The sequence below is a fragment of the Streptomyces sp. NPDC049887 genome (genome assembly GCF_040656535.1).
Lineage (GTDB): Bacteria > Actinomycetota > Actinomycetes > Streptomycetales > Streptomycetaceae > Streptomyces.
The window spans coordinates 23,544-39,556 of the sequence record NZ_JBFAMM010000011.1; the positions used below are offsets into that span (position 1 = coordinate 23,544).

Sequence of the window (16,013 nt, forward strand, 5' to 3'; positions counted from 1 at the left end):
CGATCGGGTATCCCTCGCCGGCTGTCGTCACGAGTGGAAAGCACGTCCTGCCGAGCATGTGCGCGCTGGTCGGCGGGATACGGCGAGCGGGTGTGCGCCGGAGGGCGTGCGGTGCGGCGCACGCCGGTGGGCGCCGGTCGGGACACCGGTTCCCCGGCCGGCCGCCGTCGCTGCGGCCGAACGGGATGAACCGAGTTGGCCCGTTGGGCACGGGCGCGCCGCGCGGGAACACGAGCCCTGATCCCCCTGGCCGTGCCGCCCCCAAGAGAAACCGGGAAGCGTCACGGCGGCCGCGCTGATCGCGGAAGCCCTTTCGGACCCGTTCGGGTGACGCGCGGGCCCCAGTTCGCCCGGCCGTTCTCGAACAGCATGGTGAGGCCGGACTCCGTGCCGTTCCCCCGGCCGTGGAAGCCGTCGCCGCTCGCCCACATCGTGACGCAGCGCTCGGCCGTGCTCCCGCTGGAGCAGTCGGTGTCCCTTCCGCTCACCAGGCCGTCCACCGTGGTACGGACGGCCCGCGGCTCGCCCGTGGCGTTCAGCCAGGTGCCGCGGTACGCACCGAAGTTGGTGAACGGCTGGAACAGCGTGCTGTCGTCGGCAGTGGTGAGGATGCCGCTGCCGAGGGAGAGTCCGTAGATGTGCGCGGGCATCGGCTCGACCGTCGCGAGTCGGCGCGTCTCCAGGCTCCCGTCCGCCTTGGGCAGGATGCGGTGCACGGCCCAGTCGACGTCGCCCTGCGCGGGGGCGGTGGTCGCCCCGGCGATCAGGACGGAGCCGTCAGGGGCGACGGCCCTGCTCGTCCGCCGGCCGCAGCACGAACGGGCGCCGGCCTGCGCGGCGACGCTGGCGAGAGGGACCCCCAGCCACCCTCCGTGCGAGTGCGCCGACCTGAACACCGGCCTCACCAGCGGTGAAAGGGGAATCGAAACCGTTCAAAGCGAACCCGTTCAAAGCGAACGGGCCCGTACAGCACCGAGGTGCGTACGGGCCCGTTCGTCAGGGCTTGGCGCCGGCGTCAGCCGTTGCGCTTCCAGCGCGGCTTGTCGTCACGGCGACCGCCCCCGAAGGAGCCGGAGTTCGAACCGCCGCGGTGGTCGTCACGGCGGCCGTACGGGCGGTCGTGTCCGCCGGAGCGGAAGCCGCCGCCCGAGGGGCGGTCGTCGCGGCGGTCGCGGTTGAACGGACGGTCGCTGCCGGCGCGGTGGTCGCGGCGCTCGAAGGAACGGCCACCGCGGTCGTTGTCCCGACGGTCGTCACGACGGAAGCCACCGCGGTCGTCACGGCGCTCGAAACCGCGGTCATTGTCCCGGCGGTCGCGGTTGAACGGGCGGTCGTTGTCACGCCGCTCGAAGGAACGGCCACCGCGGTCGTTGTCCCGACGGAAGCCACCGCGGTCGTTCTCCCGACGGAAGCCACCGCGGTCGTTCTCCCGGCGGTCGCGGTTGAACGGACGGTCGTTGTCACGCCGCTCGAAGGAACGGCCACCGCGGTCGTTGTCCCGACGGTCGTCACGACGGAAGCCACCGCGGTCGTCACGGCGCTCGAAACCGCGGTCCCCGCGGTCGTTGTCCCGGCGCTCCCGGCGGTCGAAGTTGCCCCGCTCGTCGCGGCGCTCACGGAACTCGCGGACCGGACGCTCCTCACGGGCCTCACGCACCGGCTGCTCCGGTACGGACGCCTCGGCGACCGCCTGGACCTCGGCCTCCGCCGCCTGCGCGGCCTCGGCGACCGCGGCCTCCGGGTCCTCGCCCCGCTCACGCGCCGCACGGGCGACGAGGCGGTCGGCCTCCTCGCGCAGCTCGACGGCACGGCGCTGCAGGCGCTCCAGCTGCTTGGTGAGCTGGTCGACCTCGCGCTCGGCCTGCTTCGCGGCGTTGCTCGCGGAGTCCGCCTGGACCTCGGTCAGCGAACGGGCGCCGGTGATCTCGGCGACCTCCGGGTCGAACACGCCGGCACCGCCGACGATGTGGCGCGAGGCGTCGACGCCCGCGTCCTCCATCAGCCGGAAGATCTGGCGGCGCTGGTGCGGGAGCGCCAGCGAGACGACGGTGCCGGACTGGCCGGCGCGCGCGGTGCGGCCCGAGCGGTGCAGGTAGTCCTTGTGGTCACCGGCGGGGTCCACGTTCAGGACCAGGTCGATGCCGTCGACGTGGATACCGCGGGCGGCGACGTCGGTCGCGACCAGCACGTTCACGTAGCCGTCCTTGAAGTCGGCGAGCGTGCGTGTGCGGGCGCCCTGCGTCATACCGCCGTGCAGCGCGTCCGCGCGCACTCCGGCGTCCCGCAGCTGCTCGGCGACGCGGTCCGCGCCCAGCTGGGTGCGGACGAAGATGATGGTGCGGCCCTTGCGGGCGGCGATGGCGGCCGTGACCGGCGCCTTGTCCTTGGGCTTCACGACCAGGACGTGGTGGGTCATGGTCGTGACGGCACCCGCGGACGGGTCGACCTCGTGCGTCACCGGGTCGACCAGGTAGCGCTTGACCAGGCTGTCGATCTCGTTCTCCAGCGTCGCGGAGAACAGCAGGCGCTGGCCGCCCTCGGGGATCTGGTCGAGCAGCTCGGTGACCTCGGGCAGGAAGCCCAGGTCGGCCATCTGGTCGGCCTCGTCGAGGACGGCGATCCGGACGGACTCCAGGGAGCAGGCGCCGCGGTTGATGACGTCCCGCAGCCGGCCCGGGGTCGCGACGAGGATGTCGACACCGCGCTCCAGGGCGTAGATCTGGTTGCCCATGGACGTACCGCCGCAGACGACCTTCATCTTCAGGCCGAGGACGTCGCCGTACGGCTGGAGCGCGTCGGCGACCTGCATGGCCAGCTCACGGGTCGGGGTGAGGATGACGCCGCGGGGCTTCTTCTTCTCGGTGTGGCCGCCGGCCAGGGTGGCGAGCAGCGGCAGCCCGAAGGAGAGGGTCTTCCCGGAGCCGGTGCGGCCACGGCCGAGGATGTCCTTGCCGGCCAGGGCGTCCGGGATGGTCGCGGCCTGGATCGGGAACGGGACGGTGACACCGTTCTGGGCGAGCTTGCGGACGACGCCCTCGGGGAGGCCCAGGTCGCCGAAGGTCACCTCGGGCGCCTCGGACGTCCCGGCGGCGTCGGCGGCCTCGTCGGTGACGTGCGCGCCGTCGGTGCTCCCGGTGTTCCCGGCCTCGACGATCTCGTCGTTCTCGGGCAGGACGGCACGGTCAGAACTGGAAATGGACATGCGAAATGCGAAACCTTCCGGAGTCTCGGCACGCGCCCAAACTCCGTGTTTCGCAATTCGACCGCCTCGATGCGGTCAGCCACGGCAAGGGAGAGTACGCGCCACACGCGGCGCGCTTCGGTGGTGGCGCCGGGCAAATGGGATCAAACGATCTACCACCATACGCACCCTCCCCGGCTCAAGGCAAACCGCTCGGGTGCGTCGCTCGTCACACCGCTCCATCCAGATGAGCAGATGTGGGCCTTTGGCCCACACATGACCACTGCGGACATCCCGAACGATCTGGAGGTCCGACTGGTGTCCCGCGTTCCGTGCTCCCCGTCCGGGCACGTGCGCCGGGTGCACGTGCCGTGCCGGGTGGGGCGTCCGCATCGGCTTGCTCCGGTGCTCCCGGGAACCCCGCTCGCGTCCCCGCCCCGCCTCGGCCACCGTCACACGGGTGCCATCTGGGGTGACGCCTCCGGCTCCGCGCCGAACCCCTTCCCGTGCGTGTCGACGGCCTCCCGCATCGCGCCCATCTGGGTCTCCGCGGCCGGTGACTCCGTCGGCGGATCGGTCGGCTCTCCGGTGGGTCCGGGATCGGGGCCCGACGGCGTCGGCTCGGCGGGCGGCGTCGTCTCGGCCGGGGGCGTCGGCTCGGCGGGCGGCGTCGGCCCGCCCGGGGGCGGCGTCGGCCGCTGGGGGGACGGCGGCTTGGCGCCACCCGCACCTTTGGGGGGCGAGGCCGGCGGCGCCGCGGAGACGCCCGGGCTCGCCGACACGTCCGCACCCGCACTCCTGGACCCGCCGCCGGAGGGCTCCGTACCGCCCATGCCCGTCCGGCCCCGACCGCCGGAACCGCCAGGCGCTCCCCCGCCGCCGTCCGGTTCGGCGGCGGCACCGGGCCGCTGCGGCGACTTCGCCGGCACCGGACCGTCGGCGTCGTCGCTCACGCTCACACAGCCGGCGGAGGCCGCGACGGCCAGTGCGGTGGCGAACCAGACGGCACAACGGCCGGGGGCGGACAGCTGGCGCACGGTGGCACCTCCGGGGCACAGGACGCGGTTTCCCTGCCCAACTCCCCGAGCCCCGCAAGGGACACGCCCCGCGCTTCCGCACGGCGTCGCCGCCGAACCGGGCATGAGGGCCGTCAGGCGATCCCCGGTGGGCGCACGGGGACCGCCTGACGGCCCTCAACGCGCCAAGCCCCCCGCCAGATCGGCCCCGAGGACCACCGCCCCCAGCCCCACCAGCACCGACCCGGCCACATTCGCCAGCGCCAGGAACAGCCGGCCCCGCTCGGCCAGCCGCAGCGTCTCGTACGAGAAGGTGGAGTACGTCGTCAGGGCGCCGCACAGCCCCGTGCCGAGCAGCGCGTAACCGCCCGACGCGACCGAGGCGCCGGCCAGCAGGCCGAGGAGGAAGCTGCCCGAGGCGTTGACCACGAACGTGCCCCACGGGAAGACCGAGTCGTGGCGCAGCTGGATCGCACGGTCCATCAGATAGCGCAGCGGGGCGCCCACCATCGCACCCACCACGACCAGCACCCAGTTCACCGAGCCGCCCTCCGCCGGTCCACCAGCCGGCGCGCCGCCGACGCCCCCAGCCACACCGCTCCCAGGGCCCCGGCGAGCGTCACGGCGGCGTACAGCAGCGCGGTGCCCGCCCGGTGGAGTTCCAACAGCCGGGCGAAGTCGAGGGCGTACGCCGAGAAGGTGGTGAAACCGCCCAGCAACCCGACGCCGACGAACGGCCGCACGAGCGGACGTGCGACGACATCGCGCTCGCTCACCAGCACCATCAGCACCCCGATGAGCAGGCAGCCGAACGCGTTGACGGCGAACGTCCCCCAGACCGAGGGCCACAGCTGCGACACCCCGTACCGCGCCGACGCCCCGATCGCCCCGCCGGCCGCGACCACCGAGAGGACCTTCCACTTCCGGGGCCCCTCGGTCTCGATGCGCTGAGCCGGCACATGGAGGTCGACGTCCGGGTCGATCGCCTCCGAACGGCGGCCGTGCGAAGGGGGGTGCGAGTGCCCACTCATCGGCGCCCCGGCCCCGTCGACGGCACGACCGCCCGCCCCGGCCGCGTCGACGGCACGGCTGGGGGGCCCTGACCCGCTCCAGGGCCCGACAGCGGCGCGGTCCGCCGCCCCGGCCCCCTCAGCGGCACGGCTCCCGGCCTCACCCGTAACCCAGTGCGTGCAGCCGCTCGTCGTCGATCCCGAAGTGGTGCGCGATCTCGTGGACGACCGTGATCTCGGTCTCCTCGACCACGTCCTCGCGCGACTCGCACATCCGCAGCGTCGGCCCGCGGTAGATCGTGATCCGGTCCGGCAGCACGCCCGCGTACCACTCCCCGCGGTCCGTGAGCGGAGTTCCCTCGTAGAGCCCGAGCAGCTCGGGGTCGGACGGGTCGGGTTCGTCCTCGACGAACACGGCGACGTTGTCCATCAGACGTGTCAGCTCGGGCGGGATCCTGTCCAGCGCCTCGGCGACCAGTTCCTCGAACTCCTCGCGCGTCATCTCCAGCACCCGGCCATTGTCACGCACACGCGCCCCCGCCGGTCGGCATAGCCCCGCGCGGACGCGGGCATACGCGACCAATGGCCCGCGCTCACGAACTCCTCCATGCCGGCCTCGTCCGCCTCGAGCGCCACTACCGGTCCCACCACACGACCCCCGTCAGCGCCCTGGTCCACAGGCCTCATCCGTACGGCCGCGCCTTCGGGCTCGTCGCCGTCGTCCTGCTGGGGGCATGGCTGGGTCTGCTGGTGGTGGGAGCCGTCCGCACCCCGGTGGGACCCGTGGACACGAGCATGGCGCTCCGCCCGTCCCTCTCCGGCGGCACGAAGATCAACGTCTCGCCGCTCGGCGCCCTCGACCTCGACTCGCACACCGCGCCGATCCGGCTCGACGTCGACATCGACCGACTCGACCCCATCCGCTCCCAGGCACTCGTGGAGCACCCCGAGCGTCTCGCCGGACTCCAGGAGGAGATCGGCCAGGACGTCACGGACGGCACACGCGAGCTCGCCCTGCGCTCCTGCGTCGCCGTGGTCTCCGGCGCCACGGCCCTCGGCCTCGTCGTCTACCGCCGCCCGCGCCGGGCCCTCGCCGCAGGCGGCCTGGCCCTCGCGCTGCTGGCCGCCTCCGGAGTGAGCGCATGGGCCACCTGGAACCCCAAGTCGGTCCTTGAGCCCAGGTTCTCCGGCCTGCTGAGCAGTGCTCCCTCGGTCGTCGGCAACGCGCGTTCGATCGTCACCGAATTCGACGTCTACCAGAAGGAGTTGGCCCGCCTGGTCACCAACGTCACCAAGCTGTACGAAGCCACCTCCACGCTGCCGGTCTACCAGCCGGACCCGGGCACCATGCGCGTGCTGCACGTCTCCGACATCCACCTCAACCCGGCCTCGTGGCACATCATCGGCTCGCTCGTGGAGCAGTACGACATCGATGTGATCATCGACTCCGGCGACACCATGGACCACGGCACGGCGGCGGAGAACACCTTCCTCGACCCGATCCCGGACCTGGGCGCGCCCTACGTCTGGGTGCGCGGCAACCACGACTCGCCCGTGACCCAGCGCTATCTCCAGCGCCTGAAGAACGTCCACGTCCTCGACGAGGGCCGCGCGGTGACGGTGGGCGGTCTGCGGGTGGCGGGCACCGGCGATCCCCAGTTCACCCCTGACCGCTCGACGGTCCCCGCGGGCGATCCCGCCGAGCGCATGGCCGGCATCCGGCTCGCCTCGGCCCTGCGCGACCAGAGCGCGGCCGGCACCCCGGTCGACATCGCGGTCGCCCACAACCCCGTCGCCGCACGCGAGACCGACGGCGAGGTGCCGCTGGTCCTGGCGGGCCACGTCCACCGGCGGGACACCGAGATCCTCCCGCTCGGCACCCGTCTCAAGATCGAGGGCTCCACGGGCGGCGGCGGCCTCCGGGCGGTCGAGCGCGAGGAGCCGGAGAAGGTCCGCACCTCCGTGCTCTACCTCGACCGCGACACACGGACCCTCCAGGCCTGGGACGAGATCACCCTCGGCGGACTGGGCCTCACGACGGCCGAGGTCAGCCGCCACCTGGCCAAGGCGCCTCCGCCGCAGGGCCCGGACGCACCCCGGACACCGCCCCCGACGGGTCTGCCCTCCCCTGCCTCGTAAACCGTTTTGGCGATAGGTCCCCGCATCCCATATGCTTCTCACGTCCCCGACGCGCTGCTAAGCGCCCAGGTGGGCCCTTAGCCCTCATCGTCTAGTGGCCCAGGACGCCGCCCTTTCAAGGCGGTAGCACGGGTTCGAATCCCGTTGGGGGCACGCATCACCGTGTGCGAGACTTGCTCTCGCACAATGCATCACCTCTGGTCCTGTGGAGCAGTTTGGAGTGCTCGCCACCCTGTCAAGGTGGAGGCCGCGGGTTCAAATCCCGTCAGGACCGCTGCGACTCATCGAGTCGCATGGCTGGGTAGCTCAGTTGGTACGAGCGTCCGCCTGAAAAGCGGAAGGTCGCCGGTTCGACCCCGGCCCCAGCCACCGCAGCCCTACCAGGGCAGAAACCCCCGCCGAGATCATCGGCGGGGGTTTTGTATTGGCGTCCTGACGGCAGTACGACGGCAGTGCCGCTCACTGGAACAGCTTGCTGAGCTGGGTCAATGCCTTCCTCTTCTCGTCCGTGGAGGCGTGGGCGTAGACGCCCAGGGTGACCTGAAGATCGCTGTGCCCGGCGATCTCGCGCACGATGTGCGGGGCGACTCCGAGGTCGAGCAGCAGCGAGACGAACGAGTGACGTAGATCATGGAAGCGGTAGCCGTCGAGCCCTGCCCGCCTCCGGGTGGCGTACCAGTGCCGGTTGAGATTCCTCGGATCCACCGGCGAGCCGACGACGGTCGTGAAGACGTGCCCCGAGTCAAGCCACTCGTCACCGCAGGCGCCGCGCTCCTCCTCCTGCTGTTGTCGCCGGAGGCACAGCGCGTCCACTGCGAAGGCCGGCAGGGGGATCGTGCGGAGCGAGTACCGCGTCTTGGGTGCGGCGGAGACCAGTTCCCCGTTGATCCGCTGGAGTGAGCGCCGGACCGTGAGCTCTCCTTTGTCGAGATCCACCGCATCCCACTGAAGACCGAGGAGCTCCCCCTTGCGGAGTCCGAGGGTGAGGGCCAACAGGTACAGCGCGTAGAGCCGCTCGTTCCGCAGAATCACCAGGAGCTCACGGGCCTGCACGGGGTCGAGCCCCTTGCCGCGGGCGTAGTTCGGTCCCTCCACCTGGACGAGCTTGGCGACGTTGCGCGAGACCAGCTCTTCGCGCACGGCGTTCTGAAGGGCGTTGCGAAGCACGGCGTGCACGAGCTGCACCATGCGGACGGAGAGACGACGATCGCAGCACTTGCCGCGGGAACAGCACTGGACCTCTTCGGCGCGCCGGGCGTCGAGCTTCCGTGCGCAGCAGAGACAAACCTGACGCAGGCGACCAAGCAGGGCAAGCACGTCCTTGGGGGCAAGCCGTTCCAGCCGCTTGTTCCCGATCAGCGGTATCAGGTACAGCCGGACAGCCGACTCATAGGCAAGCACGGTCTTGGGCCGTCTGCGCGGGGTCACAACGTGCTCGATCCAGTACCTCAGGTACTCCCCGACCGTCCACGACTTGTCGGCCACCGGAATGCCTCGGTTGGCCTGCTCCAGCATCCTGACCAGCTTGGCGTACGCCTCAGCGCGAGTGCGGCCGTACTGGCGCTTGCGCTTGAGCGTCCCAGCCGAGGTAGGCACGTAGGCCGCAGCCTCCCACCGGCCGTCTTTGCGCAGGGTGACAGTGCCCTCACCGTTCAGGCGGGTACGGCGGCCCATGCTTCCTCCCTTCCAAGGTCATCAAGCTCGGCGCGGAGTTCCCGGCCCAGTTCGCGGTTCTGCTGGATCTCGTTGGCGATGGTCTGGGCGAGCCAGGATTCGCCGGGGCTGTGGCCGTGTCCGGCGTAGGTCCAGTGGGCGAGTGTCAGGGTGGAGCCCTCCTCGGTATCGGGGTCGATGTCGGGCAGCCCGCGAGCCTGGCGTTCCTGGCGGGCGCGGTAGTCGGCGCGGACCTGGCGGAGCGCGCCGAGGGTGGTGGAGTAGCGGCGGGACTTGGAGGAGAAGTGGCCGCGGAAGCCGAGCATGTGAGACCAGCGCGCCAGCAGCCGGTCGGGATAGTCGGGGTTGAGGTCCCAGCAGGCTTGGATGAGGCGGCGGGTGTGGTCGGGCAGCTCGAGGCGGTCCAGCTCGCGCAGCTCCCCGATCCGCCGATCCACGGTGCCGGTCGTTTCGGCGGCCTTGGTGGCGTACTTGGCGACATAGGCGGCCACGGCCTGTTCGGTCAGTTCCTCGTGCCCGAGGGCGCCGATGGGCTGGACGTCGACCTGGGTGCCCCAGCGCAGTTCGCGTTCCGGGTGGGTGCCGGCGGGCGGGACCAGGACCCGGACGCGGGCGGCAGCAGCGCGGATCGCGTCGTCCAACAGGGGGACGGTGGCCCAGGTCGGGGGTTCGGTGTCGGGGCCGTCCGGACCGTCGAGCCGCACGACAGCGTGGAAGTGCACGGCCCCGCGCTTTTGGAATTCGGCGACCTTGCCGAAGGAGACCCGGCAGGCGTCCGCCAGGGCGCGTTGGGAGAATCCGGCGCGGGCGGCGATCTCCCGGCGCAGGTAGATCGTGAACCGCTGCCACAACTGCCCGGCGTGGTTGTTCCACAGCACCGCCCCCGCGTAGTCGTACCGGGCCGGGTCCAGCGCCGTGCCCAAGACTGGGTCGTCGTCCTGGTGGAGGGTGCCGCAGCGGCAGCGCCCGGCGGTGGGCCGGTTGTGGACCGGGCCGAAGGAGGGGGCGGTGAGGGTGGCGAACACCCGCGGGTGGTCGCGGACGGTGGTGGGGACGTCCTTGCGTTCGTCGCCGGTGATCCCGGCCCGGATCAGGTGGTAGGTGTCCCCCGCATACGTCCACGCGCAGGAAGGGCAGCGGGATGCGCGGCGGTTGCCGCAGGCCACCCGTAACCGGCCGCCCGGCTCCGCCTGCGTCGAATAGGCGTACAGGGTCTCGGCCGTCGTGCGGTCCTTGGTGATCGTCCAGCCCTGCAAGTGGATCGGGTCCGAGCAGCCACCGGTACGCCGGACCTGCTCACGCCACCGCTCGAAACCCGGTTGGTTGGCGACGCGGAGCAGATCGACCAGGGTCAGCGGGTCCACCCCCACAGCGGCCGCGGTGCCGGCCACAGCCGCCGGGGCGACGGGAAGCATCGTCACCAGGACACCCCCGTCCCCCGACAGGCCACGCAGTCCGCGCCCGGCATCAGCTCACCCGCAGCGACCTCGACCCAGACGAAACCCCAGCCGAAGCACCCACCACACACGGCCGCAGAGGAGGCCGGGACGTCGGTGGCCGGGACCAGGACCGTCACTACGGTGTCGGCGGCGTTCACGCGGCCACCCCCTTGAGTTGGGCGGCGAGCCTGTCCACCAGCGTTTCCAGCGAGGCGACCCGATCGGCGAGCGCGGCCGTGCCGGTAGCACGGGTGAAGCCCAGGTCATCCGGGGTGGCTCGCAGGACTGCACAGAGCAGCACCTGACACGAGGGGCCCGGATGCACCGCGCCGTTCTCCCAGCGCGACATCTGCACCTTCAGTGAGGACTCCGCAGCGATCTCCCAGCCCCAGTGCCCGGCCAGGAGTACCAGGGCCCGGACGACCTTGTGCTGAGACCAGCCCCGCGCCAGCCGTGCACGGCCCAGGGGAGTGTCCGGAGCCCGCAGCGGCACCCGAGCAGGCTGCACAGGGGCGACAGGCGTATCCGTGAGCGGAACGATGGATGCGCTCACGCGGCCACCGCCTCAACCGAGGCGGACACGGGCTTGCCGGTCTCCCAGACGAACGGCACGGCCACCGGGCAGCGTTCGCGGTCCTCGGTGTCGTGGACCAGGACGCCGAGGCCGTCCACCTTCATCCAGCCCCAGCTGGGGGCGGAACCGCACGCCTGACAGAGCACGGGCTGGTAGACCACACCCTCATCCGTCCGGGACAACGGCGCGGATAGCGGTGCCGGCTGCGAGACGTAGAGCGTCACGGGCATGATGGGACCTCCCCTAGTGGGAAGCCCCGGACGGTGTCGTGATCTTGGCAGAGAGCACACCGCCCGGGGCGATCTTGTGTAGTGGAGCGATAACCCGAAGCTACTCGCAGGAAATCTGCGAGTCAACAGAAGAACTGCGAGTAGCAGTGAATCTCTGATTCTGCGATGCTGATAGGCAACGTCAGAGGAGGAAAGATGAGCAACTTCGGGCTTCTTGTTCGCTTTACGCTCAGGGACGGCGCGGCAGCCGACTTCGACACCCTGGTGCGCAAGACCACCGCAGCGATCGAGGCGAAGGAGCCCGGCACGCTCGTCTACGCCTGCCACACCGTCGAGGGAGCCCCCAACGAGCGGATCTTCTTCGAGCTCTACCGGGACCACGCGGCGTTCGAGGAGCACGAGCGCCAGGAGCACACCCGTCACTTCCTGGCCGAGCGGAACAAGTACGTGACGAAGACCGAGGTCGATCGCATGACGCCGTTCGCGGGCAAGTACCCCACCGAGGCCAACGGTGGCTGACACAGATCCCCGAGCGACCGGGCAACGGATCAAGGAACTACGCCGCAGTGCGGGCATGTCGCAGAGCGATCTCGCCACGGCGATGGATCGTTCAGAGAGCTGGGTTTCCCAGGTCGAGCGCGGCGTACAGCCCGTCGAGCGACTGTCCGTTCTTCAGGCCCTGGCCGACGCGCTGGGCGTGTCCGTGCGCGACGTTCGGCCAGACGCGGGGACCCCAGAGCAGGAGCCCGAACAGGCACAGCAGCCCGTCAGCAATGACCTTGACGCTCTGCGAGTTGCGCTGACCGGTCACCCTGCTCTCGGCAGCCTCTTCGACGGGCCGCAGGAAGGCACGACCGCGACGCCGGACGAGCTGCGACCCCAGGTCGACGCAGTATGGGATCTGGCCCACGCGTCGAAGTACGCGGCTCTCAGCAACCGGCTCTCCGAACTACTGCCGAGCATCGAGGCAGCCGTACGTCACGCGCCGGCGGGCGACCGCCAGGAGCTCCACACGCTGAGGGCGCGTGCTTACCAGGTCGCAGCGGCCGCCTTCGTTCGCCAGGACGAGGCGGATGCGGCATGGGTCGCGGCCGATCGGGCCCTTCAAGCGGCCGAACTCGCGGGGCAGCCGCTGGAGGTCGTCGCGAGCCTCTTTCGCATGGCGCACGCGTTCATCAGGCAGCAGCGCACCGAGCAAGCCGAGCACGCCGCCACCTCAGCCGTGAAGGTGCTGGGCCCTCGCGCCGAGGCACCCGACTGCCCCCCTGAAGAGTTGTCGCTCCTCGGCGCGATGAACCTGGTCCTTGCGGTCATCAACGCAAGGGAGGGGCACCGCGCAGCGACGCATCACCACATCGAGCAAGCCCGCACGATCGCGTCCCGACTCGGCGAGGACCGCAACGACTTCGACACCGAGTTCGGACCGACCAACGTCGAGCTGCACGCCGTTGCCACCGCCGTGGATCTCGGGGACGCAGGACACGCGCTCGATGTCGCCGAGAACGTCGACCCCCGCGGACTCTCCTCGGAGCGTCAGGCCCGTTTCCTGCTTGATGTGGCGCGGGCACACGCGCAGCGGCGACACGTCGGCGAGGCCGTAGCCGCATTGCTCGAGGCCGAGAAGCTGGCACCCGAACAGATCCACTCGCACCACTTCTCCCGTGAAGTCGTCCGCGATCTCGTGCAGCTCTCAGGGCGCCGAGTCCCTCAGCCCTTGACGGAGCTCGCCGAACGCATGGCCATCGGATAGCCGATCCGGATCTGTTACAGGTTTCTCTACCTCGATCAAGTGCTCGCTTCGCTCGCCGATGATCCCGGCCTCCTGGAACTGCAAGCAGTCTGATGCAGAGATCAGAGGTGCCGCGCACAGCGCGGCGGCGCCGGCCGGACGCCGCCGCCCGGCTCCCTCCATGTCTCCGCCACCGGGACCGCGCGCCATCGCCCGCCCGCGCCCACAAAGGGGGCGAAAGACCAGGCCGGGGCAGGGGGAGTGCGACACCACAGGTGAGAACAAATCCGTGGCTGGGACGGTCGGCTCCACGGCTTTACGCAGCCACCATGGGGCGAGCCTCGAAGATCGGGGCCCACATCGGGCTATTGCGGGCAGGTCCACAGACTGCCCGATTCGCGACCAGCGTACGGGCCCCGATCTCTCGCCCCATGGCAGCTCCAGCCCAAAGCCGCTCCACCGACCTCGCGATACCGTGCCTCCGTGGATGCCAACACTGGTCAGAACCCGCCCGAGCGCACCCTCACCTACGCCGAAGACCTCACGCCCGAGGACGTCCGCGCCCTGGAGGCTTTCCTCTACGTACAGCTGGAGCGGGTATGCGACGGGGTTGGCGAGACTGGCGAGACTTCGTTCGCGATGCGGTCCCTGCTTCGCCTGATCAGTGACTCAGCCGGGTTCCTGCGCACACTGATCGCGGCGGAGCGGCCCAACACGTGGCAGCGGGCAGCGATCGTGCGCGAGTGGCAGCGGCTACGCAGTACGGCCCACGAGTTCAACCACTGCGACGGTTACGACCACGGCCGCTGGTGGCACCAGGTGCGGCACTTCGACGCTCGCGACCAGGCCGCCGAACAGAACCGGATCCACCAAGCTCGCTGACGGCAGTCTGACGGCAACGGCAACGGACGCCACGGTACGCAGCGGTATGTCACGGGCTGTCGACGTTGGCCGTTGTCGGGGCGAAGACCGATCCACTCCGCACGATCAACTCGCCTGAAAAGCGGAAGGTCGCCGGTTCGACCCCGGCCCCAGCCACCGCAGCCCTAGCAGGGCAGAAGCCCCCGCCGAGACGATCGGCGGGGGCTTTCCTCATGTCGGCCCCGCCGACCGGTACGCCGACGGGTCGGATCGGTCCCTCCTGCCTCACGCCTCTCGTGGGACCGACCGACGCCGTCCCGCGGCACCCCTCGGCAGCCGCGCAGCCCCCGCCCCGTGCCCGGAACAGCACGGGAACGGGGGCAGGGCGGGGGAGGGGCATGGGCGGTGACGGGAGCGCCGTGTCGCCCGGGCGGGACACCGTCAGACCCGGTCCCGCCCCCGCAGCCCCCGTACCGCGAGGACGATCGCCGCGGCCGCCACGACCAGGGCGAGCAGTACCCAGTCGGGGACCGCGCGCCCCGCGGAGGAGGCCCACTGTTCCACGGCGAAGGAGTCGTCGACCGACAGCAGCCCCGGCAGGGCCGTCGTTCCGTCGAAGACGAGGAAGACGGTGCCGAGGACGATGAAGAACAGCCCGGACAGGGCCGAGGTGGAGTGCAGCTCGAAACGGCCGGCGATGCGCAGGGGGCGGCCGCGCAGCCATCGTCGTCGGGACAGGTCGTAGCGCTCCCAGAGCAGGGCCAGGACGAACAGCGGCACCGCCATGCCCAGGGCGTAGACGGCGAGGAGGAGCCCCCCGTACGCGGGGCTCCCGCTCAGGGCCGCCACGGTGAGGACGCTGCCGAGGATCGGGCCCGCGCAGAAGCCCGCGAGCCCGTAGACCGCACCGAGGGCGTAGACCGAGAGCGCGGTCGTGGGGCGGATCCTCCCGCCTGCCTCGGCGAGGCGCCGCGAGGTGAAACCGAGGCCCGCCAGCTGGGCCACCCCGAGCACGATGATCAGCCAGCCGCCCACCGCGACCAGCAGGTCACGGTGGCCGTAGAAGAGGCGTCCGGCGAACGAACCCGCGGCACCCAGCGGGACCAGGGTCGTCGCCAGGCCCGCGTAGAAGACGCAGGTACGCGCGATGAGCCGGGACGTGGTGTCGATCGAGTACGCGAAGAAGGCCGGCAGCAGCAGGGCGCTGCAGGGGCTGAGCAGGGCGAGCAGGCCGCCCAGGAAGGCGGCCAGGTATCCGATGTCGCTCACTCGCCGCCCGCCGTCCCCGGCATCGGGGTTCCGGGAGCGGTCGCACCCGGAGCCCGGGTGCCCGGAGCGGTGGTGCCCGGAGCCGTCGCGCCGGGAGCCGGGGTCGTCGGCGCCGACCTCGGTCCCGCCGGCTCCGTGGTCACGGCCTTCCGCGCCGCCTCGATCGCGTCGACGAAGGTCCCCGCCGGCTGGGCGCCCGCGATCGGACGGCCGTTGACCACGAACGACGGTGTGGACGTGGCGCCCAGCCCGTACCCCTCCTCCTGGTCCCTCGCCACGGCCTGACGTGCCTCCTCGCTGTCCGCATCGCGGGTGAAACGCGCAAGGTCCTTCACCTCGGCCTCGGCGGCGAGTTCCCTGAGCTGCTGCTCGCCGAAGCCCCTCTCCTTGGCGCCGTCGGCGTACGCGGCCTTGTGGAACTGCCAGAACCGGCCCTGCCGCCCCGCGGCCCAGGCGGCCCGGGCCGCGGCCTCCGACTCCTCGCCGAAGATCGGGAAGTTGCGCCATTCGATGCGCAGGACGCCCTTCTCCACGTATTTCCGGACCAGTTCCGGCTCGGTGTCGCGGGCGAACTTGCCGCAGTAACCGCACTTGAAGTCGGCGTACTCGACCATCACCACGGGCGCGTCGGCGCGACCCAGCGCCAGCGGGTCGGCGGCGTCGCGCCGGGCGAGCTTCTCCAGTTCCGGGTACACGCCGGCGTCGGGCTCGGCGGAGACGTCCGCGACGGAACGCCCACCGGTCGGGGAGTCGTCGGGCTTGGTGGCCGTGTACGAGACGAAGCCCAGCAGCACCGCGGCGGCGGCGACGGCGGCGCCGTACGCGTACGGCTTGAACGAGCGGGCTGGGCGGGTGCCGTTGTGGGCAGGGGTGCGGGAAGGGGGCATGGCG

16 protein-coding genes and 3 tRNA genes are annotated in these 16,013 nt (G+C 71.2%); 7 read left to right on the top strand and 12 right to left on the bottom strand.

Annotated features, from left to right (window positions below; genetic code table 11):
* Nucleotides 1-281: 281 nt before the first annotated feature.
* The 6 genes from AB0J10_RS15685 to AB0J10_RS15710 all read right to left on the bottom strand — a co-directional run bounded on the left by AB0J10_RS15685 (nucleotide 282) and on the right by AB0J10_RS15710 (nucleotide 5,718).
* Nucleotides 282-896, bottom strand: coding sequence for a hypothetical protein (locus AB0J10_RS15685; RefSeq protein WP_363061813.1), 615 nt, complete (start codon nucleotides 894-896; stop codon nucleotides 282-284).
* Between the two features lie 119 nt (nucleotides 897-1,015).
* Nucleotides 1,016-3,202: a DEAD/DEAH box helicase gene (locus AB0J10_RS15690; RefSeq protein WP_363061815.1), complete on the bottom strand. Its 2,187-nt coding sequence runs from the start codon at nucleotides 3,200-3,202 to the stop codon at nucleotides 1,016-1,018.
* 431 nt (nucleotides 3,203-3,633) lie between these two features.
* Nucleotides 3,634-4,218: a hypothetical protein gene (locus AB0J10_RS15695; protein WP_363061817.1), complete on the bottom strand. Its 585-nt coding sequence runs from the start codon at nucleotides 4,216-4,218 to the stop codon at nucleotides 3,634-3,636.
* A 156-nt stretch (nucleotides 4,219-4,374) separates the two neighbouring features.
* Nucleotides 4,375-4,737 carry a fluoride efflux transporter CrcB gene (gene crcB, locus AB0J10_RS15700; RefSeq protein WP_363061819.1) on the bottom strand — a complete coding sequence of 121 codons (363 nt, stop codon included), beginning with the start codon at nucleotides 4,735-4,737 and terminating at the stop codon, nucleotides 4,375-4,377.
* Complete coding sequence (locus tag AB0J10_RS15705) at nucleotides 4,734-5,228, bottom strand: CrcB family protein (RefSeq protein WP_363061821.1); 495 nt, start codon at nucleotides 5,226-5,228, stop codon at nucleotides 4,734-4,736. The genes crcB and AB0J10_RS15705 overlap by 4 nt, the downstream gene beginning before the upstream one ends.
* Before the next feature lie 139 nt (nucleotides 5,229-5,367).
* A complete protein-coding gene (locus AB0J10_RS15710) occupies nucleotides 5,368-5,718 on the bottom strand; it encodes a metallopeptidase family protein (protein WP_199800681.1) in 351 nt (116 codons plus the stop codon).
* Between the two features lie 71 nt (nucleotides 5,719-5,789).
* Here AB0J10_RS15710 and AB0J10_RS15715 point away from each other — a divergent pair, with 71 nt between their 5' ends.
* The 4 genes from AB0J10_RS15715 to AB0J10_RS15730 all read left to right on the top strand — a co-directional run bounded on the left by AB0J10_RS15715 (nucleotide 5,790) and on the right by AB0J10_RS15730 (nucleotide 7,715).
* Nucleotides 5,790-7,346, top strand: coding sequence for a metallophosphoesterase (locus tag AB0J10_RS15715; RefSeq protein WP_363061823.1), 1,557 nt, complete (start codon nucleotides 5,790-5,792; stop codon nucleotides 7,344-7,346).
* Nucleotides 7,347-7,426: 80 nt separating this feature from the next.
* Nucleotides 7,427-7,499 (top strand) — tRNA-Glu (locus AB0J10_RS15720).
* A 46-nt stretch (nucleotides 7,500-7,545) separates the two neighbouring features.
* Nucleotides 7,546-7,620 (top strand) — tRNA-Asp (locus tag AB0J10_RS15725).
* 21 nt (nucleotides 7,621-7,641) lie between these two features.
* Nucleotides 7,642-7,715: transfer RNA gene (locus AB0J10_RS15730), tRNA-Phe, on the top strand.
* Between the two features lie 90 nt (nucleotides 7,716-7,805).
* On the opposite strand, the gene AB0J10_RS15735 is transcribed toward AB0J10_RS15730, so the two are convergent.
* The 4 genes from AB0J10_RS15735 to AB0J10_RS15750 form a co-directional block, all read right to left on the bottom strand.
* Entirely contained in the window at nucleotides 7,806-8,942 is a 1,137-nt protein-coding gene (locus AB0J10_RS15735) for a site-specific integrase (protein ID WP_363061825.1), read from the bottom strand.
* 56 nt (nucleotides 8,943-8,998) lie between these two features.
* Nucleotides 8,999-10,435 carry a replication initiator protein RepSA gene (repSA, locus tag AB0J10_RS15740; protein ID WP_363062100.1) on the bottom strand — a complete coding sequence of 479 codons (1,437 nt, stop codon included), beginning with the start codon at nucleotides 10,433-10,435 and terminating at the stop codon, nucleotides 8,999-9,001.
* Nucleotides 10,436-10,613: 178 nt separating this feature from the next.
* Nucleotides 10,614-10,952: an XRE family transcriptional regulator gene (locus AB0J10_RS15745; protein ID WP_363061827.1), complete on the bottom strand. Its 339-nt coding sequence runs from the start codon at nucleotides 10,950-10,952 to the stop codon at nucleotides 10,614-10,616.
* Nucleotides 10,953-11,008: 56 nt separating this feature from the next.
* Nucleotides 11,009-11,263 carry a hypothetical protein gene (locus AB0J10_RS15750; RefSeq protein ID WP_363061829.1) on the bottom strand — a complete coding sequence of 85 codons (255 nt, stop codon included), beginning with the start codon at nucleotides 11,261-11,263 and terminating at the stop codon, nucleotides 11,009-11,011.
* 195 nt (nucleotides 11,264-11,458) lie between these two features.
* Between AB0J10_RS15750 and AB0J10_RS15755 the strand changes: the two genes are divergently transcribed.
* The 3 genes from AB0J10_RS15755 to AB0J10_RS15765 all read left to right on the top strand — a co-directional run bounded on the left by AB0J10_RS15755 (nucleotide 11,459) and on the right by AB0J10_RS15765 (nucleotide 13,874).
* On the top strand, nucleotides 11,459-11,782 hold the full coding sequence (locus tag AB0J10_RS15755; protein ID WP_363061831.1) for an antibiotic biosynthesis monooxygenase: 324 nt from the start codon (nucleotides 11,459-11,461) through the stop codon (nucleotides 11,780-11,782).
* Nucleotides 11,775-13,013, top strand: a complete 1,239-nt coding sequence (locus tag AB0J10_RS15760; protein ID WP_363061833.1) for a helix-turn-helix domain-containing protein — start codon at nucleotides 11,775-11,777, stop codon at nucleotides 13,011-13,013. Before AB0J10_RS15755 ends, AB0J10_RS15760 begins: the two co-directional genes overlap by 8 nt.
* A 462-nt stretch (nucleotides 13,014-13,475) precedes the next feature.
* Nucleotides 13,476-13,874 (top strand): hypothetical protein, encoded by a 399-nt coding sequence (locus AB0J10_RS15765; protein WP_363061835.1) that lies wholly within the window; start codon nucleotides 13,476-13,478, stop codon nucleotides 13,872-13,874.
* 420 nt (nucleotides 13,875-14,294) lie between these two features.
* On the opposite strand, the gene AB0J10_RS15770 is transcribed toward AB0J10_RS15765, so the two are convergent.
* Both AB0J10_RS15770 and AB0J10_RS15775 read right to left on the bottom strand, forming a co-directional pair.
* Nucleotides 14,295-15,122 carry a cytochrome c biogenesis CcdA family protein gene (locus AB0J10_RS15770; protein WP_363061837.1) on the bottom strand — a complete coding sequence of 276 codons (828 nt, stop codon included), beginning with the start codon at nucleotides 15,120-15,122 and terminating at the stop codon, nucleotides 14,295-14,297.
* Nucleotides 15,119-16,009: a DsbA family protein gene (locus AB0J10_RS15775; protein ID WP_363061839.1), complete on the bottom strand. Its 891-nt coding sequence runs from the start codon at nucleotides 16,007-16,009 to the stop codon at nucleotides 15,119-15,121. The genes AB0J10_RS15770 and AB0J10_RS15775 overlap by 4 nt, the downstream gene beginning before the upstream one ends.
* Nucleotides 16,010-16,013: the final 4 nt, after the last annotated feature.